Source organism: Marinobacter fuscus, assembly GCF_003007675.1.
Taxonomy (GTDB): Bacteria; Pseudomonadota; Gammaproteobacteria; order Pseudomonadales; family Oleiphilaceae; genus Marinobacter; species Marinobacter fuscus.
Map to the genome: position 1 here is coordinate 214,845 of NZ_PXNP01000023.1, position 22,920 is coordinate 237,764.

The following is a 22,920-nucleotide window of genomic DNA, read 5'->3' on the forward strand; positions in this document are numbered from 1 at the left end:
TGGCAGACACGTCCTTGTGGCCGGAACCACTCGCCGATTTTTCCGTGGCGGCGTGCAGCCCAGATGCTGTCAGATATAGCTGCCTGTCATGGAAATAGCGATAAGCTGTATTGGGACACGGCGGCCATAACGCGTATGATTCCAAGCCGAAAGTGTATCACAGGGATTGCTTATGATTTTCCCCACCATAGAAGATTATGTCGGCCACACGCCGTTGGTTCGCCTGCAACGCCTGGCCGGAAATACCAGTAATGTCATTCTGGCAAAGCTGGAAGGAAACAATCCGGCCGGGTCGGTAAAAGACCGGCCCGCACTGGGTATGATTCAGGAAGCCGAACGACGTGGGGAAATCGCGCCGGGCGATACCCTGATTGAAGCCACCTCCGGCAATACCGGCATTGCACTGGCCATGGCGGCAGCCATCAAGGGCTACCGGATGGTGCTGATTATGCCGGACAACCTGAGCGAGGAGCGCCGGGCCTCGATGCGTGCCTATGGCGCCCGGGTGATCAATGTCAGCCGCGAGGAAGGCATGGAGGGGGCCCGGGATCTGGCGCTTCGGATGGAAGCCGAGGGCAAAGGCAAGGTATTGGATCAGTTCAGCAACGCCGATAATCCCCTGGCTCATTACCGCACCACCGGGCCGGAAATCTGGGAGCAGACCTCCGGGCGGGTGACCCATTTTGTCAGTTCCATGGGCACCACTGGCACCATTATGGGAGTGTCCCGTTATCTGAAAGAGCGTAACCCCGATATCTCGATCGTTGGCCTGCAGCCTGAAGACGGGGCTTCAATACCCGGAATCCGGCGCTGGCCTGAGGAATACCTACCCAAAATCTACGAAGCCAGCCGGGTTGACCAGGTGCTGGATATTGGCCAGCAGGAAGCCGAAGACACTATGCGGGCGCTGGCCGAGCAGGAAGGGATCTTCTGTGGCGTGTCCTCCGGTGGCGCGATTGCGGCATCGCTCAGGTTGTCCCGCGAGGTTGAAAACGCCGTAATCGTGGCCATTATCTGTGACCGCGGAGACCGATATCTTTCTACCGGTGTCTTCCCCAGCGCCTGAATGACCCGCCAAAAGAGACTGTATGTATGAGTAAGCGCCGCCGCAAGGTTCTGCCCAAAGAGCCCGTACGCTGTGAAATTGAAACCCTCAGCCATGATGGCCGGGGGATTGCCCGAGCCGATGGCAAAACCCAGTTCGTTGATGGCGCACTGCCCGGTGAAACCGTGATGGCCAAAATGGTCAGCACCCGCAGTCGGTTTGACGAACTGCGCACCACCGAGGTTCTGGAGTCGGTGGCTGAGCGGCAAACGCCACCCTGCGAATATGCCGACCTTTGCGGCGGCTGCAGCCTGCAGCACATGAGTGCCGATGCCCAGATCCGGTTCAAGGAAAACACCCTGCGGGAGCATTTTGCCCATTTCGGCGGCATTGAGCCGGAACAGTGGATTGAGCCCATGCGTTCGCCGGATGCGCTCGGGTACCGGCGCAAGGCCCGCCTTGGCGTGCGTTACGTCAAAGCCCGGGAGTCTGTTCTGGTGGGGTTTCGGGAGAAACGGAACAGCTTTCTGACCGACATTGACCGCTGCGTGGTTCTCGATCCCCGGATTGGCGAACGGATCCTGCCCCTGAGGGCTTTGTTGCACAGTATGGCGGCATTTGACCGTATTGCTCAGGTTGAAGTTGCCTGTGGCGATGACATGGCGGCCATGGTGTTCCGGAATATGGATGACCTGGTTCCGGAGGATAGGGACAAGCTGGTCGCGTTCGGGCAGGAGCACGATGTGCACGTGTACCTGCAGCCCAAGGGGCCGGATACCGTGCATCGGATCTGGCCGGCCTCCGAAAGCCGGGATGAAGAGCGCCTGATGTTCCGGATGGAGGAATTTGACCTGGAGATGGCCTTTCATCCCATGGACTTCACCCAGGTAAATGCGGGTATCAACCGGAATATGGTACACCGGGCTGTGGAATGGCTGGATGTTCAGCCGGGTGAGCGGGTGCTGGATCTGTTCTGTGGCCTGGGCAACTTTACCCTGCCGCTGGCCCGCAAGGGCGGTCAGGTGGTCGGCGTGGAGGGGGACGATGCCATGGTGGTTCGTGGCCGTGAAAACGCCCGCCGTAATGGATTGTCGAATGTAGACTTCCATGGTGCCGATCTGCACGGTGATTTCACTGGTCAGTCGTGGGCCAAAGAAGGTTTCGACAAGATCCTGATTGACCCGCCCCGCTCGGGTGCGGAAGAAATCTGCAAGTACCTGACAGCGTTTGGTGCCAATCGTATTGTTTACGTGTCCTGTAATCCGGCAACTCTGGCCAGGGATGCGGGTGTGATGGTTCGCAACGGATATCGTCTGGTGCGGGCTGGCATTATGGACATGTTTCCACACACCACTCACGTTGAATCCATCGCGCTGTTCGAGCGGGATGGCGAACGCTGAAGCCAGGCGGGACACTGGGCACAGGGCCAGACGGCCTGGAAACCAAACAGGATAAAGCGGGTAAAGCGTTACCATGGTGAAAGTACGGGAAGACTATTCGGTCAGTGGTGATGGCGAGGTGGATATTGGCCGCTTCGTGCAGCACATTGCTGAACAGACCCACCTTGAGGATCCGGAAAAACTCCGCCTGGCGTGTGAAAAAGCCGCGGCCATCGCCGACAAGGCGTTTCGGGAAGACCGGCTTTGGGCACCGGGCGCCAGCAGTTTTCTGACCGGCCTGGAAATGGCTCAGGTACTGGCGGAGTTGCATCTGGATCAGGCCAGTGTCATCGCCGCGGTGCTTTACCGGGCGGTACGGGAAGAACGGGTTGCTCTGGAGACCATTCGCCTGGAGTTCGGTGACGAGGTGGCAGCGCTGATCAATGGCGTGCAGCAGATGGCGGCTATTTCCTCCATCCATCACCCGCTCAAGGGCAATGTACTGGGCCAGAGTGAGGGCCAGCTGGACAACGTCCGCAAGATGCTGGTTACCATGATTGACGATGTCCGGGTGGCCCTGATCAAGCTGGCGGAACGTACCTGTGCGATCCGCGCGGTGAAGGATGCACCGGAAGAAAAGCGCATGCGGGTGGCCCGGGAAGTCTTCGATATCTATGCACCACTGGCCCATCGTCTGGGGATCGGACACATCAAGTGGGAGCTGGAAGACCTGTCCTTCCGTTACCTGCACAGCTCGGCCTACAAAAAAATCGCCAAACTGTTGGATGAAAAACGCCTGGATCGGGAGAGCTACATCCGGCGGGTGATCGAGACCCTGCAAACGGAACTGAAAGCGTCGGGCATCAAGGCAGAGCTGACTGGCCGTGCCAAGCACATCTACAGTATCTGGCGAAAAATGCGCAACAAGGGCATCGATTTTTCCCAAGTTTATGATGTGCGGGCAGTGCGCATACTGGTGCCGGAAGTGCGGGACTGTTATGCCGCGCTGGGCATTGTGCATACCCTCTGGCGGCACATTCCTAACGAATTCGATGACTACATCGCCAACACCAAGGAAAACGGTTACCAGTCCCTGCACACGGCCGTGATTGGCCCGGAGGGCAAGGTGGTGGAGGTGCAGATCCGTACCCATGACATGCATGAGGAAGCCGAGCTGGGCGTATGCGCCCATTGGCTTTACAAGGGCACGGATACCAAGAACAAGTCCACCGGTTACGATGCCAAGATCAACTGGCTGCGCCAGGTTCTGGAGTGGCAGGAAGAGCTGGGGGATATTTCCGGGCTGGCGGACCATCTGAAAACCGATGTGGCATCGGATCGGGTGTACGTGTTCACCCCGGAGGGCCATGTCGTTGACTTGCCCCAGGGCGCAACGCCGGTGGATTTTGCCTACCGGGTGCACACTGAAATCGGTCACGCCTGCCGGGGCGCCCGGGTAAACAGTCGGATTGTGCCGCTGACTTACCCGCTGAAAACCGGCGATCAAATCTTTATTCTGACCTCGAACAACGCCGCCCCGAGCCGGGACTGGCTGAACCCCAGCCTGGGTTACATCCAGACCTCCCGGGCCCGGGCCAAGGTGACCCACTGGTTCAAACAGCAGGATCGCGATCGCAATGTGCTGGATGGCCGGGCGATTCTGGAAGACGAATTCAAACGATTGTCACTGTACGACCTTGAGCTTTCGCAGCTGGCGGCCAAGGTGAACTATCACAGTGCCGACGATATGTTTGCCGCCATTGGTGCTGGCGACCTGCGCCCGACCCACGTGGCCAACGTGGCCCAGCAGATGCTTGAGCCGCAAACCGAACAGCTCGACCTGAAGCTGGCGCCGAACCGGAAGAAGGCCTACGACACCGATTCGGACATTCAGATCCTGGGCGTCGGCAAACTGAAAACCCAGGTGGCCAAGTGCTGTAAACCCTTGCCCGGTGACCCCATTGGCGGCTACATCACAGTGGGCCGTGGCGTCACCGTGCATCGTCAGGACTGCATCACGTTTCTGAATCTGCAGGAATTCGAGCCCAACCGGATTATTGAGGTGAACTGGGGCGGAACGCCTGCCGCTGTCTACCCGGTAGACGTTGAGATTGAGGCTTACGATCGATCCGGGCTGTTGCGCGATATCACCCAGTTATTGTCGTCTTCCCGCAGCGATGTGCTGGCACTCAACACCCTGACCAACAAGGACGAAAATACCGCCACCATTCGCATTACCGTGGAGATTTCCAGCCTGGAACAGCTGGCCCGTTTGCTGGCACAGATTCGTAACCTGCCGAACATCATCGACGTAAGGCGCAAACGCACATGAACTACAACATAGAGGATCTCAAGGCCCTGATGGCCCGGCTGCGGCACCCGGATATCGGCTGCCCCTGGGATACCCGGCAAACCTTCGACAGCATCGTGCCTCATACCATTGAAGAGGCCTACGAGGTTGCCGATGCCATTGATCAGCAGGATTACCCGCATCTGAAAGACGAGTTGGGCGATTTGCTGTTCCAGGTGATCTTCTATGGCCAGATGGGGAAAGAGCAGGGGCACTTCGACTTTGATGGCATTGTTGACCATCTGGTGCGCAAACTGATCCGCCGGCATCCGCATGTTTTCCCGGAAGGGACTCTGGACAGCCGGGTTGATCCCGATAACCGGCCCAGCGAAGCCTGGATCAAGGAAAGCTGGGAGCGCATCAAGGCCGAAGAACGGGCGGCAAAACCGGCATCGGATGCCCCGGCAAGCCGCCTGGATGGTATTGCCCGAACCCTGCCCGCCATGGCCCGGGCGGAAAAACTGCAACGCCGAGCGGCCCGGCACGGCTTCGACTGGCCGGATATTGGCCCGGTGTTTGACAAGCTGCACGAAGAAATCGACGAGCTGAAAGAAGCCTGGCAGGCCGCAGAACAGGGTGCGGGCGAGCGGGATGCGGTGGAAGACGAGCTGGGCGATCTGATCTTTGTGTGCGTCAACTTGGCGCGGTTTATGAAAGTGAACCCCGAGCAGGCGTTGAACCGAACCAATCACAAGTTTGACGCCAGGTTCCGGGCAATCGAAAAGGTGCTCTCGGAGCAGGGGCGCAACCTGGACGACGAAAGTCTGGATGCCCTTGACGCCATCTGGCAAAGCGTAAAGGGCGTTGAGAAGGACTAGCCAATAGACTTTCCGGGTTCATTCTTAGTATCTTGAGTTCATTGTGTCTGCGTCAATTCAGAAGGAACTCAATGTGACCGAACTGCATCCGGATCTCCGTGAAAACGTGCGCTTGCTGGGGGAATTGCTGGGTAAGAGCATTCTCCAGTATCCAGGCCAGGCGTGTTTTGATCGAATTGAGGAAATCCGGGCGGCAGCGAAAGCCGACCGGCGCCAGGAGAGTGGCTCCGGCCAGCGACTGGTGACCTTGCTGGGGCAGCTGAGCGACGATGAGCTGTTGCCGGTCACCCGAGCCTTCAACCAGTTTCTCAATCTGGCTAATCTGGCCGAGCAGTACCATGGGATTCGCCGCAAGCAGGGCCATGCTTCGGATCTGATGGTGGAGTCCCTGGATGACGTGTTCTCTCGCCTGAAACAGGGCGGGATCGATCCAGAGGAGCTGCACCGCCGGGTTGCCGACCTGCAGGTGGAGTTTGTGCTTACCGCGCACCCCACCGAAGTCGCCCGGCGCACCCTGATACTGAAATACGATGAAATGTCGGATTGCCTTGCCCGGCTCGATCACGAGGATCTCCTGGCGTCTGAGCGGGAAGAGTTGGTTAGCAGGCTTGGCCAGCTGATTACCGAAGCCTGGCACACCGACGAAATTCGCCATGAACGGCCCACCGCGGTCGACGAGGCGAAATGGGGCTTCGCGGTGATCGAAAACAGCCTCTGGCAAGCCCTGCCCACGTTTCTCCGCCAACTGGACAGCTCGCTGATCGACGCCACCGGGCAGGGCCTTCCGCTGCAGGCTTCACCGGTGCGGGTGGCGTCCTGGATGGGGGGCGACCGGGACGGCAACCCCAATGTCACCCACGACGTTACCCGACAGGTGTTTCTGCTTGGCCGCTGGATGGCAGCCGACCTGTACCTTCGGGATATCCGCTCGTTGCGGGCAGAATTGTCCATGTGGCAGGCCAGCGATGAATTGCGACAACAGGTTGGCGACAGTCGGGAACCCTATCGTGAAGTGTTGGCAGGCTTGCGCGACCGGTTGATCAAAACCCGGGACTGGGCCGAAGCCCGGGTGCGCGGCGAGGCGGCCGATGACGCGGGCATCCTGTTCGAAAAAGAAGACCTCACCGAACCTCTGGAGCTGTGTTACCGGTCGCTGGTGGACTGCGGCATGGAAGCCATCGCCAACGGTCCATTACTGGATACCATTCGTCGGGCCCATACCTTTGGCTTGCCACTGATTCGTCTGGATATCCGCCAGGAGGCCGCCCGCCATACCGAAGCGGTAGCAGAGATTGTCGACTATCTGGGCCTTGGTGATTATCAGACCTGGAGCGAAAAAGAGAAGCAGGCCTTTCTGATCAAGGAGCTGCGCGGGCGGCGCCCGCTGGTGCCCCGCAACTGGGAGCCTTCCGAGCCGGTGCGGGAAGTGCTGGCCACCTGTGAAGTGGTTGCCCGGCAGACGCCCGAGGCTCTGGGTTCCTATGTGATTTCCATGGCCAGCAAACCCTCGGATGTACTGCATGTGATTCTTTTGTTGCGGGAAGCAGGCATGACTTTCCCGATGCGAGTGGTACCGCTGTTCGAGACCCTGGATGATTTACGCCAGGCACCCGACAGTATGGCTGCGCTCTACGAAGTGGACTGGTATCGGGATTATTGCCGGGGCCGTCAGGAAGTGATGATCGGCTACTCGGACTCCTCCAAGGATGCCGGCCAGCTGATGGCTGCCTGGGCCCAGTATCAGGCACAGGAACAATTGACCAAAGTGGCCAGTCAGCATGGCATTCACCTGACCCTGTTTCATGGCCGGGGTGGCACCGTCGGCCGCGGCGGCGGGCCCGCCAACCGGGCGATTCTGTCGCAGCCGCCCGGGTCGGTAAACGGCAGTTTCCGGATTACCGAGCAGGGTGAGATGATCCGCTTCAAATTCGGGCTGCCCAGGCTGGCCGTGCAGAGTCTCACGCTCTACACCACGGCGGTGATTGAGGCGACGCTGGCGCCGCCCCCTGCGCCGGAGGATAGCTGGCGCGAAACCATGGACTGGCTGACCGAAAAGTCCCTGGCGGCCTACCGCTCTGTGGTTCGCGAGAATCCGGATTTTGTACCCTATTTCCGGCAAGTGACACCGGAAACTGCGCTGGGCAAGCTGGCACTGGGTAGTCGGCCAGCCCGACGCAAACCCACCGGCGGTGTCGAAAGCCTGCGCGCCATCCCGTGGATTTTTGCCTGGACCCAGATGCGCCTGATGCTGCCAAGCTGGCTGGGCAGTGATGTTGCGTTGGAAGACGCGGCCCGGGATGGCCGGTTGCCGCAGATGCGGGAAATGATGCAGGGCTGGCCGTTCTTCCGAACTTACGTGGATATGCTGGAGATGGTGTTGGCGAAAGCAGATCTTCGCATTGCCAGCTATTACGAACAAACACTGGTGACCGATCCGGTGCTGCAGACTCTGGGCAAAAGCTTGCGGGAACGGCTGGATGGCTGTGTCGATCGGCTGCTGGAACTCAAGGAGCAGGCCGAATTGCTGGAGCATGAGCCGGTGTTCGCCCACTCCATGAAAGTGCGTAATCCCTATACAGACCCTTTGCACTATTTGCAGGCCGAGTTGCTTCGCCGCGATCGTGACAACGAAGCTCGGGGAGAGGTGGCGGATCGGGTGGAGCGCGCCCTGAAGGTCACTATGGCGGGCATATCCGCCGGTATGCGAAATACCGGTTAATGTGCATAATAGCGCCGGGGCGGGAACGCCCCGACCATTCATCATAAGGAGTCTGCTGCTTGGCACTGTCGGAGAGACTGGCGCGCTTTTTCGCCCGCAAAGGCATTGAATACCAGCACCTGGAAGTAGACACAGCGGCCAGCCTGGATGCCGCCGTGCTGGCCTCGGGCAAGCCCCAGCATGATTTCATCAAGGCTACTCTGCTGATCGATATCAGCGGGGTGGTGATGGCTGTTCATCGCTTCGACAGCACGCTGGATATGGATGCCATACACCAGATTACCGGGCGACGCTTGCAGCCTTTGACCGCCCGGCAGACCGCCCGCCTGTTCGGTGATTGTGATTCCGGCTTCGTACCGCCGGTTGGTAGTGCCTGGGATTTGCAAATTCTTCTGGATGACGATGTGGTTGATGCGGAGCGGGTGATGTTCACGGGCGGCACCGATCACAGTCTGGTAGAAATGGATGGTCGGGCGTTTCGTCTGGCGAACGCCGGTGCCCGCAAGGCCCACCTGGTGATCCGTGGGCCGAACTCCACTGGCCGCGAGGCATTAACTCTGGAAGAAGTGGCCGACAAGCTGCAGAAGCTGTACCGGTTGCCGCCCATGCCCGCCCTTGCTCTGCGGATTCTGAAGCTGACCGCTGATACCGAGGCGACGGCCCGGGAACTCGCCGAGCTGATAGAATTTGACCCCAGTATGACGGCGCAGATTCTGCGTTATGCCCGTTCTGCCTTGTTCAATTACCCCGGCCAGATAAACTCGGTGCAGGAAGCCGTTACCCGGGTGCTGGGGTTCGACCGGGTTGCCCATATTGCTTTGGGGATCGCTTCGGTGCGGGCGTTCGATGTGCCCCGCGACGGCATGCTGGGTATGGATAACTTCTGGCGACACTCCCTTTACTGCGCTGTTCTGTGCCAGAATCTTGCAGGCTATTCAGGCCGTGACAAGGCGCTCGCCTACCTGTGCGGATTGCTGCACAACTTTGGCCTGCTTCTGGTGGGGCACTTGTTTCCGTCAGAATTTGAAGAGCTCAACGCATTGCGCAAGATCAATCCGCAGGCCAGTATGCACTCCCTGGAGCAGGAAGTGTTCGGCCACGTGGATCGGCACGATATTCTGGCGGTCGGGCACGGTGCCATTGGCGGTATCCTGCATCGTCTCTGGCAGCTGCCGGAAGCGGTTATCAAGGCAGCGGGGATGCACCAGCACCCTGGGTACCGGGGCGAACACCAGGACTATGTCCAGATGGTGCAACTGGCCAACGCTCTGCTCAAGGAGCGGGGCATTGGTGACGAACTTAATCCGGACGACATCCCCGAACTTGCCGCGGCGCTGGAACTTGACGACAGCGTTCTGGAGCGGGTTCAGCAGGATATTGAACAGGTTTCTGCCGATCTGGATACTCTGGCGTCCTCTCTTGCAGTCTGACCCCGCCTGCTCTGACTCAGCCATCAGACTGAGGTAGGCTTTCTCTGCCGCAGTTGAGTTCGTATAATGCGGCCTCGATTTCCACGGCCTCGGGTCTCAATTTGTACCTGCAGCGCCGGAGAGGTTGTCGCAAAGGCATGGGTTTTTGCCGCAACTTTTCAAACGATAATATAAATGAATGGGAGCACAACGTTATGCGTATCATCATGTTAGGCGCACCAGGCGCCGGTAAGGGGACTCAGGCCCAGTTTATTACCGAGCGTTTCGAGATTCCCCAGATTTCTACCGGCGATATGCTGCGGACGGCGGTCAAGGCCGAGTCCGATCTGGGCTTGCAGGTCAAGGAAGTGATGGCTTCTGGTGGTCTGGTGTCTGACGACATTATCATCGCCCTGATTGAAGAGCGCATCCAGCAGCCGGATTGCAAGAACGGCTTTTTGCTGGATGGCTTTCCGCGCACCATTCCCCAGGCCGAAGCGCTGAAAGACCAGGGAATCGCCATTGATTACGTGGTTGAGATTGCCGTGGCAGACGAAGAAATTGTCAGCCGTCTGTCTGGCCGTCGTGTACACGAAGGCAGTGGCCGCATCTATCACGTGAAATACGATCCGCCCAAGACCGAAGGCAAGGATGACGAAACCGGCGAGCCGCTGATCCAGCGTGAAGACGACAAAGAAGAGACTGTACGCAAGCGCCTGACTATCTACCATGATCAGACCGCACCGTTGATCGGCTTTTACCAGGGCTGGGCTGAAAAGGCACCTGCCGATGCGCCGCGTTACGTGCGTGTTGAGGGTGTGGGTAGTCTGGACAGTATTCGTGACCAGATTCTCCAGCAGTTGAAGTGATGGTGTTCGGAGCCGCCCCGGAGGTATGAGTCTGTGAAATGTCTGGCACTGGATACGTCCTCTGAAGGCTGCTCCGCGGCACTCTGGCTTGATGGTCGGGTGTTTGGACGCTTTGAAATTGCCCCCCGAGGCCATACCCGCCTGCTGATGCCCATGGTGCGCGAGCTGCTTGCGGAGCAGGGGCTGAAACCTGCCGATCTTGATGCCCTGGCCTTTGCCCGTGGCCCGGGTTCCTTTACCGGAGTCCGGATCGCAACCGGGGTTGTACAGGGCCTGGCCTGGGGGCTGGATATTCCGGTTGTCCCGGTGTCTTCACTGGCTGCTGTTGCTCTGTCTGCGATAGAGCGCTTGTCGGTTGCTGAGGGTGACGGAATCGCCGTCGCTTTTGATGCCCGTATGGGGGAAGTCTACTGGGGGCTGTTTCGAAACCGGTCAGGTTTGCCTGTGGCGGTGGAAGACGAGCGAGTGTGCCCCCCGGATGCCGTTACCCTGCCAGCAGAGGATGGTTGCCAGTGGTACGGCGCCGGAAAAGGCTGGGCGCTGAAAGATGCCATGCCAGCCGGGTGGGTGAACCGGTTTGTCGGAATAGATGACACGCTGCTACCGGCAGCCGAGAGCGTGGTTCGCCTGGCGATACCTGTTGCAGAGCGGGGGTTGGCGGTGCCTGCGGAACAGGCCCAGCCGAAATATGTCCGGGATGAAGTCACCTGGAAAAAGCTGCCTGGGCGATAGACGCTGGCGCACCTTTTTGACGGTGCCGCAGTTTGCATCCGCGATCAGATCTTCCATAATAGAAGTCTTCATGCCAAATACCTCCTCCAGGGTGAGTTATGATCGGCGGCGTTAGCAATTCAAGTGCTTTGGCTTACCAGAGTGGCAACAGTACTCCGGTGCGGGAACGTACCGAGGGTAGCCGTCCGCCCGAAGCCAATCCACAAGCGCTGACCCGTTCTGATGCGGCCCAACCGCTGGCTGCGCCGGTAAACGGGCGCGACACCGCACCGGAAAGCCAGCCATTACCTGGCGCAGACAGCGCACCCGAATCCCGCCGGGTCGACGCCCGGCGTGCCGCCGAAGATGTGCGGCTTGAGCGTTTTCGGGCCGATGAACTGGCGCTTCCAACGGCTCGGGCTTTGTCAGCGTTTGCTGACGTTGCCGCCGCCGGGCAGGAGTTCGAAGCCGGAGAAATTCTGACCGGCATTGATATTACGGTCTGATGCCTGACTCACCAAGCCTCGTTGCACCTCCTCTCAACCAGACCCTTGCGGTTGCCCACAGTCCTCTCGCAGAGCCGGGCGAGGCCCGCGCGCTTGCCCGGCAACTGGGTCTTGACTGGCTGGGCGTGGTAAAGCCAAAGCAGGTTCGGGGCTACAACATGGTGCTGTTTATGGATGATCAGGGCCTGGCACTTCAGCAAACCGGAAAAGGAGCTCCCGGTCCGGTGCGGGCCGAATTTGTAACCGGAAAAATGGGTTATCGCCGCGAGCACGGCGGTGGCGCAGGGCAGTTGGTCGCCAGAGCGGTGGGCCTGCAAAAGACCAGAGCATCTCTGCATGTTCTGGATGCTACCGCCGGGCTGGGGCAGGACGCGTTTGTGCTGGCATCGCTGGGTTGCACGGTCACCCTGTTCGAGCGCAATCCGGTGATTCACGCGCTGCTGGCCGACGGCCTCTATCGTGCGGCGCTCAATCCGGACTGTGCTCCGATTGTCGCCCGAATGGCCCTGAACCCTGGCAGTTCGATTGATTGGATGGCGAGCGCAGGTGCTGGCGCCGCAGATGTCGTCTATTTGGATCCAATGTTTCCACATCGGGACAAGTCAGCGTTGGTAAAAAAAGAAATGCAGCTGTTCCGCCAGGTGGTGGGCGATGATGATGACGCCAGCCGCCTTCTGGGCGCTGGTCTGGCCTGCGCCCGTTACCGGGTGGTTGTCAAACGCCCCCGAAAAGCCCCCACGCTGGAGGGGCCGGAGCCTGCCACCCGGGTTGAAGGCAAGAGCAGTCGTTACGATATCTACCCCCTGCAGGCCCTGCCAGCCTGAGCCTGTTTATACCGGAAGCAGGTCAGGCATCCATCATCGTGACCTGCTGGATTGCCTGTCTCTTCTCAACGCTCAGAACGAGGCGGGCATCTTCTGCCACCTCATCCAGCCCCTCTCCGTAGCAAAGACGATCATTGTTGTCTGTCGTCAGAACGCCGTTTTTCTGCATATTGGCAATGAAGCTGCGGAACAGGGTCTTGTCGAAAAATTCCGGTGCATTCAGCCCGAACAGGATGGACATGCGTTCTGCCAGAAGCGTGCTTTGTTCTTCGAGCTCGGCTGCGGTAAGGGCACCTGAGCCGTACTTTCTGAGGATGCCAAGGGTGATGTGATAACGCTCCAGTGTCTGAATCACGAAGCGTGACAGAATCCGGGCCCGGAGCATGGCTTCGGTGCCATCTTCCGGGCGGCTCAGGCGGTCATCGTCCAGTGCCAGCAGCAGCCCCTTCTCCAGCAACACGTCGATCCACTGATTGATCACGCCGTCCACGTCGCCCTGCGGGTACTGCAGAAACAGTTCCGACTGCAGGTAGGGGTAGGCCACACTGACCAGAAAGACGATTTTGTCCCGGCGCAGGCTGGACTTGTTCTCGAACAGGCTAACGATCAGTGCCGGCAACGCGAACAGATGCTGGATATTGTTCCTGTAGTAGGTCATCAGAATGGCATTGGAGCCTTCCAGTCCGATGATGTCGCCGAGTTTCTGCGGCTGCCGGGTTACCAGCCCCATGGCTTCGCAGTAGGCCAGCCAGTCTTTGCCGTCGCCCTCGGGCAGGGTAACGGTCTCGGCGTAGGGGTAGCTGCGCAGAAGGTCAGCGTAGTTGTCCATCAGCCGTATTAGCTGGCCTTCGTCCATTGCCATGCGCTCGGTGCCAAGCAAAACCGTTGCCGCCATACCGATGGGGTTAACCGCCACCGATGCGTTGATTGTGCTGGCGACGCGCTGGGCCAGGTTGTCGACGGCGGAGTTTAGCCACGCGGGCCGATACTCGGCATCGTAGGCTTCTTGGCGCCAACTGTCATGAACCTCGTCGAGGACATCGGCAAGAACAATGGGTTTGCCGAAGTTTACCGCCACCCGACCGAAGGAGTTGGTCAGTTTGCGGGCAGTTCTTGCCAGCCCCAGCACGCTTTCTTTCTGCTTTTTCTTACCCCGGAGTTCGCCCAGATAGGAACGGCCTTCCATCACCTTTTCATAGCCGATGTAAACCGGCACGAAAACGATGGGTTTACGGTGATCCCGAAGGAAACTGCGGATAGTCATCGACAGCATGCCGGGTCTTGGCGGCAGCATGCGGCCGGTTCGGGACCGGCCGCCCTCAACAAAATATTCGACCGAATAGCCGCGGGTAAACATCACGTGCATGTATTCGTTGAACACGGTGGCATACAGTGGGTTGTCCCTGAAGCTCCGGCGCATGAAAAAGGCCCCGCCCCTGCGCAGAATCGGGCCGACTATCGGCATGTTCAGGTTAATACCGGCGGCAATATGCGGTGGCATCAATCCGTTCTTGTAGAGCACGTAGGACAGTAGCAGGTAGTCGATATGGGAGCGGTGGCAGGGCACATAAACCACAGCGCTGTCCTGGGCAGCTTCTTTGGCAACCTGAATGTTATTGACGGCAATGCCCTTGTAGATCCGGTTCCAGAGCCAGGCCAGTACCAGTTCCATAAAGCGAATGGTGACAATCGACATGCTGGCGGCAATTTCATCAGCGTATTTGTAGGCCTTCAGCCGCACTTTTTCAGGTGGTGTGTCAGTTTGTGCAGCGGTTTCCCGGATGGCCTCCTTGACCGCCTGGGTGCGAATCAGGCCGCCAACCAGAGTGCGGCGATGGGATAAATCCGGCCCCAGCACAGCCTGACGGACACGCCGGAAGTGTGTACGCAATATTCTGGCCAGTTTGCGGTTGGCTTTCTGCTCGTTGTCGCGGTACTCGTCGATCACCTGCTTCAGGGATACCGGCTGGTTGAACTGAACATAGGTGTTGCGCCCGTGTACCAGAATGATCAGAAACTTCTGCAAGCGACCCGCAACAGACCAGGTGTCGGAAAGCACAAGCTTGACCAGGGATTTTTCCTTGTCCGGCGAGCGGCCCCAGAACAGTGACACCGGTACAATTTGAACGTCCTGTTCCGGATGCTCAAGGCCAAAAGTAACCAGATCGGTAAACTCCCGGGTCGGCACCGGCTTCTGGCGGCCGCCCCTGAACAGCCCACCGATGCGTTTGTAGAGAAAGAAAAACGAATGCGAGGGTGCGTTTTTTACCGGTAAGGCGTTGGTGCCGCCGGGCAGTCTGGCCCGGATGACCTCTTGCTCCAGCACCAGGCGGCTGGACAGGGAGCTGAACTGAAGCACGTAGCAAACCGGCTTTTCAGGATCCAGGCCCAGGGCCTGCAGCGTATTGCCGCTGACATCGGTTCTGACCCACAGAAACAGGATTTTGCGAAAAAGGGACAGGATCAGGCTGCGAATTCCCCGATAAAGGCGCATAAAAAGCGTACTCCGGTGCTCGAAACAGGCGCCAAGTTTAACGGGTTGGGGCAGGTGCGGAAAGCCACCCGTCCATTCTTGCCAGTGAATGTGATGTGGTACATTCAGCGGACTCGACAAGCCCCGGGAAAAACGACGGGCAGGTGCAACAAACAATGGGGTGGGTATGACTGACACAACAGCAATGTGGACTCCCGGCTGGCATGAGAACTCTCCGGAGCAAGATGATCTGGTGCTTGCCTTTGCTGGCAGTAGTATTTTGAAGCCCGCCGATAGCTGGTTTTTGCGCTGGGGTGGGCCGGAAATGGGTGACAGCCGCCCTGAAGCCCTGTCGTTGGGGCATTGGAACGACAAGCCGGTGTTCGTGACAATGTTGCCAGACACCGGTTTGCCTGGAATGCAAACCCTGTCATTGCGGGATGCGATGCTGACCAGGCCGGATGCGCCCGCGGCGTTGTTAAGTACAGGGTTTCAGGTTTGGCAGTGGTGGCAGGATCACCGTTTTTGTGGCCGGTGTGGCGAACGCACTGGCGCGCACCCCCGGGAGCGGGCGCGTTGGTGCGGTCGGTGTAACATACCCTGGTACCCGAGAATTGCACCCTGCATTATTACCGTGATCCGCGATGGCGATCGCTTTTTGCTGGCCAGGTCAGCACGGGTAACCCGCAACTTCTACAGCCTGATTGCGGGGTTTGTGGAGCCGGGAGAGAGCCTGGAGCAGACCGTTGAGCGGGAGGTAATGGAAGAAACCGGCCTGGAAGTGACGAACATCCGCTATCAGTCATCCCAGCCTTGGCCGTTTCCGCATCAGTTAATGGCCGGTTTCTTTGCTGACTACAAGGCCGGTGAGCTGCGCCTGCAGGAAGATGAGCTGGCTGATGCGGGCTGGTTTACCGTGGATGATCACCCGCCGATTCCGGGCCAGACAACGATTGCCGGGCAGTTGATCAATGCCATGAAAGCCGAGATCCGGGGCCAGTCTATGGCTAGAAGCGATGCCTGACCGTCGGCCCCGGGTGCTGGTATTTGACTCCGGCATTGGCGGGTTAAGCGTTGCAGCGTGTGTGCACCGGCAAACACCCGGTGTGGAGTTGGTGTATCTGGCGGATAATGCCGGCTTTCCCTATGGCGATAAGTCTGGCCCTGCCGTAATCGAGCGCTGCTGCAGCCTTGTCCGGGCCTGTCTGCGGCAATATCCCAGCGACGTTATCGTGGTGGCGTGCAACACGGCCAGTACGATTGTCTTGCCGCATTTGCGGGCAATGACGCCGGTACCGGTTGTAGGAGTGGTGCCAGCCATCAAGCCCGCGGCCGGGTTATCAGCGAACCGGCGTATAGGGGTACTGGCAACTCCGGCGACGGTGCAGCGCCCCTACCTTGACGAGCTGATCCGGGATTTTGCCGGGGATTGTCGGGTTATCCGGTTGGGGCACCCGGCTCTGGTGCAATGGGCCGAAGGGTTGGTGGAGGGCAATCAACCGCCACAAGCGGAGGTGGATGCGGCCTTGGCGCCCCTGAGCAAAGAGGGGGTGGATACCGTAGTGTTGGGGTGCACCCACTACCCTCTGCTGTTGCCCTGGTTGCGTCGTAGCCTGCCGGAGGTAGAGCATTGGGTGGATTCTGGTGATGCCATCGCGCGCCGGGTGGCGTTTTTACTGGAATCCAGCTGTGACGGCTTTAGTCCTCTGATGATCAATTCCGGGTCAGATCAACCGGCTGTGCTCTGTGCTTGCTTCTCCGGCCCGGCACCGGAGGGCATTGAGCCGTTTATGTCGGGGCTGGGCTTACCGTTGAGCCAGGCTCCTAGAGCAATCGGGTGAGTTTGAACATGGCCAGAAACTCGAGCGCTGGAATGGCACGCTTGTGGCAACAGTAGGTTTTGAAGCGTTCTCCCCGGAAACGTGACTTGGTGAATTCCAGTCCTTTGAAGTTATAAAGAAAATTACCTTTTTCATAGATACCGTGCAGAAGCGCTTTGAGCAGCCGGCTTTCCTGGTGTTCGGTTTGTGCGTCCAGCGACAGCGGAATCAGACCCAGATCCAGATAGGGCACGCCTTCTTCTCTGAACACAGCCATGGCATGGGCCATCAATGTGTAGAAAATACCCTGGCGGAAGTCGGCATTGGCCCGGGAGATGTTCGGGACATAGCTGATAATTTCGTTATTGCGGTAGATAGGATCAAAGTAGATAAAGCCAACCGCTTTGCCATCCTGGTAGGCGTAGAAATGGCGCTCGTTTTCCCGGTATTCCATTTCCATGGGGCGAATCAGGAAGCGGATCTCATTGCTTTTGCATTTTCGGGTACGAATCCAGGCTTCCGAGATTTCCCGTGTGTGGTCGTCGCTGAAGCGTTCTTTCACCGTAATGCCGTTTTTATCGGCTTGATTCAGGGCGGTTCGCAAAACCTGCTTTTTCTTACCGCTCAGGGACCAGGCGCCCAGATCAATTCGCGACTCGCTGCCGAACTGGGTGCCGTAAAGCCCGAAGCGCAGGTTCAGAAAATCCACAACCGGCCGGGATACCTGAATGTAACTGGCATTGGGGAAGCGCTGGTGGAAATGCTCCAGAATGACCGGGAAGTGTTCTGGTGCGCAGACCGGGTCTGACAGGACAAAAGTTCCACCCCATTTGCGCATGTACGCAATGTAACCGATACCTTCAAGGTCGAAATAGCGCATGCCAGGCTGCAGGGTGGAAAAGGACTGCGAATGGCGTCCGTACTTTTTCAGGTAGCCGACTCTTTCTGAAAAGCCGAATGAGCCGTCGGCAACCGCGGTGGTATTGTCTAAAGCAAGAATACGGTCTGACATGATGAGGCTCCGATCGTCTGTTGTTATTGTTGATGGCCAGAGAGTCAGGCTTGTTTGCGCCCGAGGATGGACCAGTAGCAATCCATACTCAGCAATTTGAAGTGTTTCTTCTCGGTAACCTGCAAGCCCAGGCGCTGCATGTGCTCGGGATAGTTATAGATTTTGTGGAAGGCGTTGTTGGCAAACAGCCAGAAAATGAACACGGCCATGTACCAGTAAAGTTTTTTGAACATCCGGGACAGAAGGTTTCCGGTGGGGTAACAGAAGTCGCCCACCACAACATGGGCATCGGCTTTGCCCAGGCCGATCAGGTGTTCCAACACCTTTACCATCATGTCTTCATCGAACACGTTGAGGAAGAAATTGGCGACGACCATGTCGTACTGGCCAAATTCGTCCACTTTCATGATGTCGCTGTGCAGGCGCCGGATGGTGAGATGGGGCGCTTCCTTCTGTTGGGCATCTGCAAACTTGCGCAACATGGTTTCGGAAAGATCGACAACCGTTACCTCGGCCCCAAGTTCGGCCGCTCGAATGGCGTCGCGGCCATGGCCGACGCCCGCGAACAGAATGCGGTCACCGGGTTTCACGGTTTCCACGTCAAGCATGGCGGTTTTGCAGCGGTGGATGTTTTTTCCGCTGTAGAGATTGCTGAGGAAATCGTAGGCGGGACCAATATATTTGTATTTATCGCGCATGATGCCTGCTGCCTTTTTATTGTTGCCAGATAAACCGTCACCCTTGTTGTGATTGTCATGCCGACAGCTTGTCGGACATTCAGGTGATCGGATGCTGATGAACTGAGCTTAGATAAGGGCAGGATTCAAAGATGTGGAGCACTACGCATTTTCAGATACACAAAGTAACCGTTTGATACACTTTGCAAACCTGATCAATGTTTCTGTTAGGATTGTCCGGCAATCCTGTTAACCGGTTCGGGAGGGGGGGAGTTTCGAAATATTGAGCAGCGGCGCTATCTCGGCAGCCGGTACGGCAGGGCCATAGTAGAAGCCCTGCACCTGATGACACCCCAGCCGTTTGAGGTAGTGCAGTTGCTCGTCGGTTTCCACGCCTTCGGCGACGATTTCCAGCTTCAGGCCATGGGCCATGGCGATAATAGCATTGACGATACACACGCCATCGTCGCGGCTTCGTATTGATCTTACGAAAGACTGGTCAACTTTGAGGGTATGAATTGGTAAGCGGTGCAGGTAATTCAGTGAGGAATAACCGGTTCCGAAGTCATCGATGGCAATACGAATGCCTGTGTCGGCCAGATCCTGCAGTTTCCGGCTGATCTGATCGAGATCGTTCATAATGACGTTTTCGGTAATCTCGATTTCCAGATTTGCAGCAGGAAACCGGTGGGTTTGCAGCTGCTCCAGCAGTGTTTTGACGAACTGCGGATGCTCTACCTGGCTTGGCGAAAGGTTGACCGCCAACCGGAGATCCGGGTGCCCATCCCTGATCCATAAACCGGCATCGTGGCAGGCCTGATCCAGAACCTGCTGGCTGAGTTTGCCGATCAGGCCGGTTTCCTCGGCCAATGGCAGGAAGTCTCGGGGATAGAGCAGGCCGCGTTCCGGGTGCTGCCAGCGCACCAGCGCTTCCAGGCCCAGCACTCGCCCGGAACTGGCACAGACCTGGGGCTGGTAGCAGACCATCAGTTCCCTGCGATCCAGCGCGAGTCTCAGATCACGTTCAAGGCTGAGGCGGTTGGCTGAGTTGATACTCATGGTGTCGGAATAGAAGCAGTAACCGTCTTTCCCGTTGGCCTTGGCGTGATACATGGCGATGTCGGCGTTCTGAATCAGCAAGTCCATCGTTTCCCCGGTATCCGGGTAGATGGCGATGCCAATGCTGACTCCGACAAAAACGTCGTGATCGTCCAGTCTGAACGGTGTCTGGAACGCCTGAATCATCTTGAGTGCAATCTGGCGGGTGTCGTCCATTCCATGAATGCAGGGCAAAAGTAGTGTGAACTCGTCGCCACCGAACCGCGACAGGGTGTCGCCCTTGCGGAGACAATGCTCCAGCCTCTGGGTGACCGCCTGTAACAGCCTGTCGCCCATAGCGTGCCCCAAAGTGTCGTTGATGACCTTGAAACGATCCAGATCCAGAAACATGACCGCCAGTTTCTGAAAGTCACCGCGGGCATGGGTGATGGCCAGTTCGAGCCGATCCTTGAACAGCGTTCGGTTGGGGAGGTGTGTGAGCAGGTCGTGATACGCCTGAAAGTTGATAAAGGCTTCGGCTTCTTTGCGCTCAGTAACATCACGGGCGATACCGTAATACCTGGCGGGTTTGCCGGTGTAGCCACCCCGGGTCTCACCGGTGTGGGGCCAGGTTTGCGGGTCGACCGGAAAAGCGGTGATTTCGAAATCCCGGGTTGTGGCCCGGTTGCCGCGGGTCTTCAGACGGACTTCGAGTACACGTGGATTGTCCGGCGAGATATCCGGGGCCTGCAGTGCGTGTAACCCCCTGGCCGCGTCGCCGTCATCCAGCATGTCCCGGAAATGTTTGCCGCACAGTTCTTCCGGCCGGTAGCCAAGCAGCGCTTCCACCTTGTTATTAATGAAACAGATGTAGCCGTGTTCATCGAGCATGAAAACGATGTCCGGCGACGTGTTCACAATGTAGCGGTGAAGGGATTCCGAACTCTCCAGGCGAGACTGAACCATGTCGTGAGCACGGATCAACGATTGCTTGCCGAGCACGCCTTCCACGATGCTGAGCAATTCCTCCGGGTCGACCGGTTTTCGGATGTAGTCCAATGCACCCCGCCGCAGAGCCCGGCTGACATTCCGGAACGAGGTTTCGCCACTGGTGACAATAACACCACAATCCGGTTGTGCCTGCTGCAGTTCCGACATAACCTTAAAGCCATCGACGCCAGGCATATCAAGCCCCAGCAGGGCCAGTTCAAAGCTTCGTCTTGCACTTGCGTCAATCGCCGCCTGCCCGCTGTTTGCCTCGGTAACATCAAAGCCACGCTCTCTCAGCAGGTCGGCCAGCATGTTCAGTAACCGGGGATCATCATCTGCCACCAACACCCTGGACTGTCTGGCCGGTGATGATGGTGCTGAGAGTTGTTCGGGAGTCATGCTTTGCCTCTGGTGCCCGATGCGTTTTGCCGGCATTGCACATCGGATTTCCTGGTGACGTAGTGCGGCGTAGACCAGGCGATTGAACGTGTGGTGAGAAGAGAGCTTAGACAATAAATGCCGCGGATTGAATACCCTTCGCTATGGCTTTTGATGTGCTGACTAATTTGTCATTTTATTTTGTATTTTTGTAGCGTAATGTTGCGGCCTGTCACCGAGTTGTCATCCAGACTGTGTGAAAATTCATGGTGAATAATCCCGGCGCTGCCCGGAAACAGGCATATCAGATAAGGAGTTCCAGTATGGCAACACCGCAGGTTGATCAACAGGCTGCTTCATCCTCCAGGGTTCTGGAACAGCTCCGGGGCAAACGGGTTCTGATTACCGGCACTACTGGCTTTCTTGGAAAGGTTGTGCTTGAGAAGCTCATTCGCGCGGTGCCGGATATTGGCGATATCTATCTGTTGATTCGGGGCAACCGGCAATACCCTGAGGGGCGGGTGAGGTTTCTTGAGGAAGTTGCCTCATCGTCTGTGTTCGACCATCTTCGCGAAACCGACGGCGCCCGGTTTGAAGCATTTCTGGAAGATCGCATTCACTGTGTGACCGGTGAAGTGACCGAGCCTTATTTTGGCCTGAATGCCTCAGGGTTCAAAGAATTGGCAGGCAAGCTGGATTTGGTGGTTAACTCGGCTGCGTCGGTCAACTTCCGGGAAGAGCTCGATAAGGCTTTGGCTATCAATACCTTGTGTCTGGAAAATATCGCCAGTCTGGCGGATGCCAATCCGAATTTGGCGGTGATTCAGGTATCCACCTGCTATGTGAACGGTATGAATTCCGGGCAGGTGATGGAGTCTGTTATTGCACCTGTGGGTGAAGCGATCCCCCGATCCGACGATGGCTTTTACGAAATTGCCGATCTGGTTACCGAACTGCAGGGGAAGATTGCCGGAGTGCGGCAGCGCTTTACGGGCAAAACGCTGGAAAAGCAGCTGATCGATCTGGGCATTCGCGAGGCCAATCGCTATGGCTGGAGTGATACCTACACCTTTACCAAGTGGCTGGGTGAGCAGTTGCTGATGAAACGTCTGGCCGATCGGTCGTTAACCATTGTTCGGCCATCGATTATTGAAAGCGCACTGGAAGAACCTGCCCCCGGCTGGATTGAAGGCGTCAAGGTGGCCGATGCCATTATCCTGGCCTATGCCCGGGAGAAGGTGGCGTTATTTCCGGGCAAACGTTCCGGGATTATTGACGTGATTCCGGTTGACCTGGTGGCCAATGCGATCATCCTGTCTCTCGCGGAGGCGGTATCTGTCGCGCCCCGCAGGCGTATTTACCAGTGCTGCAGCGGCAGCGCCAACCCGATCTCGCTCGGGCAGTTTATTGATCACCTGATGGCGGAAGCCAAAGCCAACTACGGCGCCTATGAACGGTTGTTCTACCGTCAGCCTACCCGCCCGTTTGTCGCGGTTAATCGGCGGCTGTTCGACCTGGTGGTAAGTGGTGCCAGAATGCCGCTGACTCTGAGCGATCGGGTACTGCGCTTGCTGGGCAAGGACGGCAATGGCCGGGTGTTGCGAAACCTCGATACCGCCAAGTCTCTGGCCACCATCTTCGGTTTTTACACCGCACCGGATTATATTTTTCGCAATGATGAGTTGCAGGCACTTGCCACGCGCATGGGCGAGGCGGATAAAGCCCTGTTCCCGGTGAACCCGCAGCGCATCGACTGGGAGGTGTATCTGCGCAAGGTTCACCTGACAGGCCTGAACCGTTATGCGTTGGCCGAACGAAAAGCCGTACGTGCCAAACTGAGGGAGCAGCGCAAAAAAGCCGCATAAATCTGACATCACCCGCCCGGGATAGCTCCGTATCCCG

Annotated in this window: 17 protein-coding genes; 13 read left to right on the top strand and 4 right to left on the bottom strand. The window is 57.9% G+C overall.

What is annotated here, in order from left to right:
* Positions 1–172: 172 nt before the first annotated feature.
* The 10 genes from cysM to C7H09_RS06975 all read left to right on the top strand — a co-directional run bounded on the left by cysM (position 173) and on the right by C7H09_RS06975 (position 12,630).
* Complete coding sequence (cysM, locus tag C7H09_RS06930) at positions 173–1,066, top strand: cysteine synthase CysM (RefSeq protein WP_106761872.1); 894 nt, start codon at positions 173–175, stop codon at positions 1,064–1,066.
* 26 nt (positions 1,067–1,092) lie between these two features.
* Positions 1,093–2,445 (top strand): 23S rRNA (uracil(1939)-C(5))-methyltransferase RlmD, encoded by a 1,353-nt coding sequence (rlmD, locus tag C7H09_RS06935; protein WP_106761873.1) that lies wholly within the window; start codon positions 1,093–1,095, stop codon positions 2,443–2,445.
* 73 nt (positions 2,446–2,518) lie between these two features.
* Positions 2,519–4,756, top strand: a complete 2,238-nt coding sequence (gene relA / locus C7H09_RS06940; protein ID WP_106761874.1) for a GTP diphosphokinase — start codon at positions 2,519–2,521, stop codon at positions 4,754–4,756.
* Positions 4,753–5,592 carry a nucleoside triphosphate pyrophosphohydrolase gene (mazG, locus tag C7H09_RS06945; protein ID WP_106761875.1) on the top strand — a complete coding sequence of 280 codons (840 nt, stop codon included), beginning with the start codon at positions 4,753–4,755 and terminating at the stop codon, positions 5,590–5,592. Before relA ends, mazG begins: the two co-directional genes overlap by 4 nt.
* A 73-nt stretch (positions 5,593–5,665) precedes the next feature.
* A complete protein-coding gene (gene ppc / locus C7H09_RS06950; protein ID WP_106761876.1) occupies positions 5,666–8,311 on the top strand; it encodes a phosphoenolpyruvate carboxylase in 2,646 nt (881 codons plus the stop codon).
* 59 nt (positions 8,312–8,370) lie between these two features.
* Complete coding sequence (locus tag C7H09_RS06955; protein ID WP_106761877.1) at positions 8,371–9,741, top strand: HDOD domain-containing protein; 1,371 nt, start codon at positions 8,371–8,373, stop codon at positions 9,739–9,741.
* A gap of 194 nt (positions 9,742–9,935) precedes the next feature.
* Complete coding sequence (adk, locus tag C7H09_RS06960; RefSeq protein WP_106761955.1) at positions 9,936–10,589, top strand: adenylate kinase; 654 nt, start codon at positions 9,936–9,938, stop codon at positions 10,587–10,589.
* 33 nt (positions 10,590–10,622) lie between these two features.
* Positions 10,623–11,321, top strand: a complete 699-nt coding sequence (gene tsaB / locus C7H09_RS06965) for a tRNA (adenosine(37)-N6)-threonylcarbamoyltransferase complex dimerization subunit type 1 TsaB (RefSeq protein WP_106761878.1) — start codon at positions 10,623–10,625, stop codon at positions 11,319–11,321.
* Positions 11,322–11,419: 98 nt separating this feature from the next.
* Positions 11,420–11,806, top strand: coding sequence for a UDP pyrophosphate phosphatase (locus C7H09_RS06970; protein ID WP_106761879.1), 387 nt, complete (start codon positions 11,420–11,422; stop codon positions 11,804–11,806).
* On the top strand, positions 11,806–12,630 hold the full coding sequence (locus C7H09_RS06975; protein WP_106761880.1) for a class I SAM-dependent methyltransferase: 825 nt from the start codon (positions 11,806–11,808) through the stop codon (positions 12,628–12,630). The genes C7H09_RS06970 and C7H09_RS06975 overlap by 1 nt, the downstream gene beginning before the upstream one ends.
* 22 nt (positions 12,631–12,652) lie before the next feature.
* Here C7H09_RS06975 and plsB read toward each other — a convergent pair whose 3' ends face one another.
* Entirely contained in the window at positions 12,653–15,124 is a 2,472-nt protein-coding gene (gene plsB, locus C7H09_RS06980) for a glycerol-3-phosphate 1-O-acyltransferase PlsB (RefSeq protein WP_106761881.1), read from the bottom strand.
* Between the two features lie 166 nt (positions 15,125–15,290).
* Between plsB and nudC the strand changes: the two genes are divergently transcribed.
* Positions 15,291–16,127 (top strand): NAD(+) diphosphatase, encoded by an 837-nt coding sequence (gene nudC, locus C7H09_RS06985; RefSeq protein ID WP_240616522.1) that lies wholly within the window; start codon positions 15,291–15,293, stop codon positions 16,125–16,127.
* Complete coding sequence (murI, locus tag C7H09_RS06990) at positions 16,120–16,944, top strand: glutamate racemase (protein WP_106761882.1); 825 nt, start codon at positions 16,120–16,122, stop codon at positions 16,942–16,944. Before nudC ends, murI begins: the two co-directional genes overlap by 8 nt.
* Here murI and C7H09_RS06995 read toward each other — a convergent pair.
* From C7H09_RS06995 to C7H09_RS07005, 3 genes are all read right to left on the bottom strand, one after another.
* The gene (locus tag C7H09_RS06995) at positions 16,928–17,935 is read right to left on the bottom strand and encodes a DUF2156 domain-containing protein (RefSeq protein WP_106761883.1); all 1,008 of its coding nucleotides are present in this window, start codon (positions 17,933–17,935) and stop codon (positions 16,928–16,930) included. The two genes, murI and C7H09_RS06995, sit on opposite strands and share 17 nt — an antisense overlap.
* A gap of 44 nt (positions 17,936–17,979) precedes the next feature.
* The gene (locus C7H09_RS07000; RefSeq protein ID WP_106761884.1) at positions 17,980–18,633 is read right to left on the bottom strand and encodes a class I SAM-dependent methyltransferase; all 654 of its coding nucleotides are present in this window, start codon (positions 18,631–18,633) and stop codon (positions 17,980–17,982) included.
* Positions 18,634–18,861: 228 nt separating this feature from the next.
* A complete protein-coding gene (locus C7H09_RS07005; RefSeq protein WP_106761956.1) occupies positions 18,862–21,039 on the bottom strand; it encodes an EAL domain-containing response regulator in 2,178 nt (725 codons plus the stop codon).
* Positions 21,040–21,341: 302 nt separating this feature from the next.
* On the opposite strand from C7H09_RS07005, the gene C7H09_RS07010 reads away from it, so the two are divergent.
* Positions 21,342–22,883 (top strand): fatty acyl-CoA reductase, encoded by a 1,542-nt coding sequence (locus C7H09_RS07010; RefSeq protein ID WP_106761885.1) that lies wholly within the window; start codon positions 21,342–21,344, stop codon positions 22,881–22,883.
* Positions 22,884–22,920: the final 37 nt, after the last annotated feature.

Excerpts from the sequence above, each read along its gene's own strand:
- cysM (WP_106761872.1), top strand. The coding sequence starts at position 173 with ATGATTTTCCCCACCATAGAAGATTATGTCGGCCACACGCCGTTGGTT.
- rlmD (WP_106761873.1), top strand. The coding sequence starts at position 1,093 with ATGAGTAAGCGCCGCCGCAAGGTTCTGCCCAAAGAGCCCGTACGCTGT.
- relA (WP_106761874.1), top strand. The coding sequence starts at position 2,519 with ATGGTGAAAGTACGGGAAGACTATTCGGTCAGTGGTGATGGCGAGGTG.
- mazG (WP_106761875.1), top strand. The coding sequence starts at position 4,753 with ATGAACTACAACATAGAGGATCTCAAGGCCCTGATGGCCCGGCTGCGG.
- adk (WP_106761955.1), top strand. The coding sequence starts at position 9,936 with ATGCGTATCATCATGTTAGGCGCACCAGGCGCCGGTAAGGGGACTCAG.
- C7H09_RS06970 (WP_106761879.1), top strand. The coding sequence starts at position 11,420 with ATGATCGGCGGCGTTAGCAATTCAAGTGCTTTGGCTTACCAGAGTGGC.
- C7H09_RS06975 (WP_106761880.1), top strand. The coding sequence starts at position 11,806 with ATGCCTGACTCACCAAGCCTCGTTGCACCTCCTCTCAACCAGACCCTT.
- plsB (WP_106761881.1), bottom strand. The coding sequence starts at position 15,124 with ATGCGCCTTTATCGGGGAATTCGCAGCCTGATCCTGTCCCTTTTTCGC.
- nudC (WP_240616522.1), top strand. The coding sequence starts at position 15,291 with ATGACTGACACAACAGCAATGTGGACTCCCGGCTGGCATGAGAACTCT.
- murI (WP_106761882.1), top strand. The coding sequence starts at position 16,120 with ATGCCTGACCGTCGGCCCCGGGTGCTGGTATTTGACTCCGGCATTGGC.
- C7H09_RS06995 (WP_106761883.1), bottom strand. The coding sequence starts at position 17,935 with ATGTCAGACCGTATTCTTGCTTTAGACAATACCACCGCGGTTGCCGAC.
- C7H09_RS07000 (WP_106761884.1), bottom strand. The coding sequence starts at position 18,633 with ATGCGCGATAAATACAAATATATTGGTCCCGCCTACGATTTCCTCAGC.
- C7H09_RS07005 (WP_106761956.1), bottom strand. The coding sequence starts at position 21,039 with ATGACTCCCGAACAACTCTCAGCACCATCATCACCGGCCAGACAGTCC.
- C7H09_RS07010 (WP_106761885.1), top strand. The coding sequence starts at position 21,342 with ATGGCAACACCGCAGGTTGATCAACAGGCTGCTTCATCCTCCAGGGTT.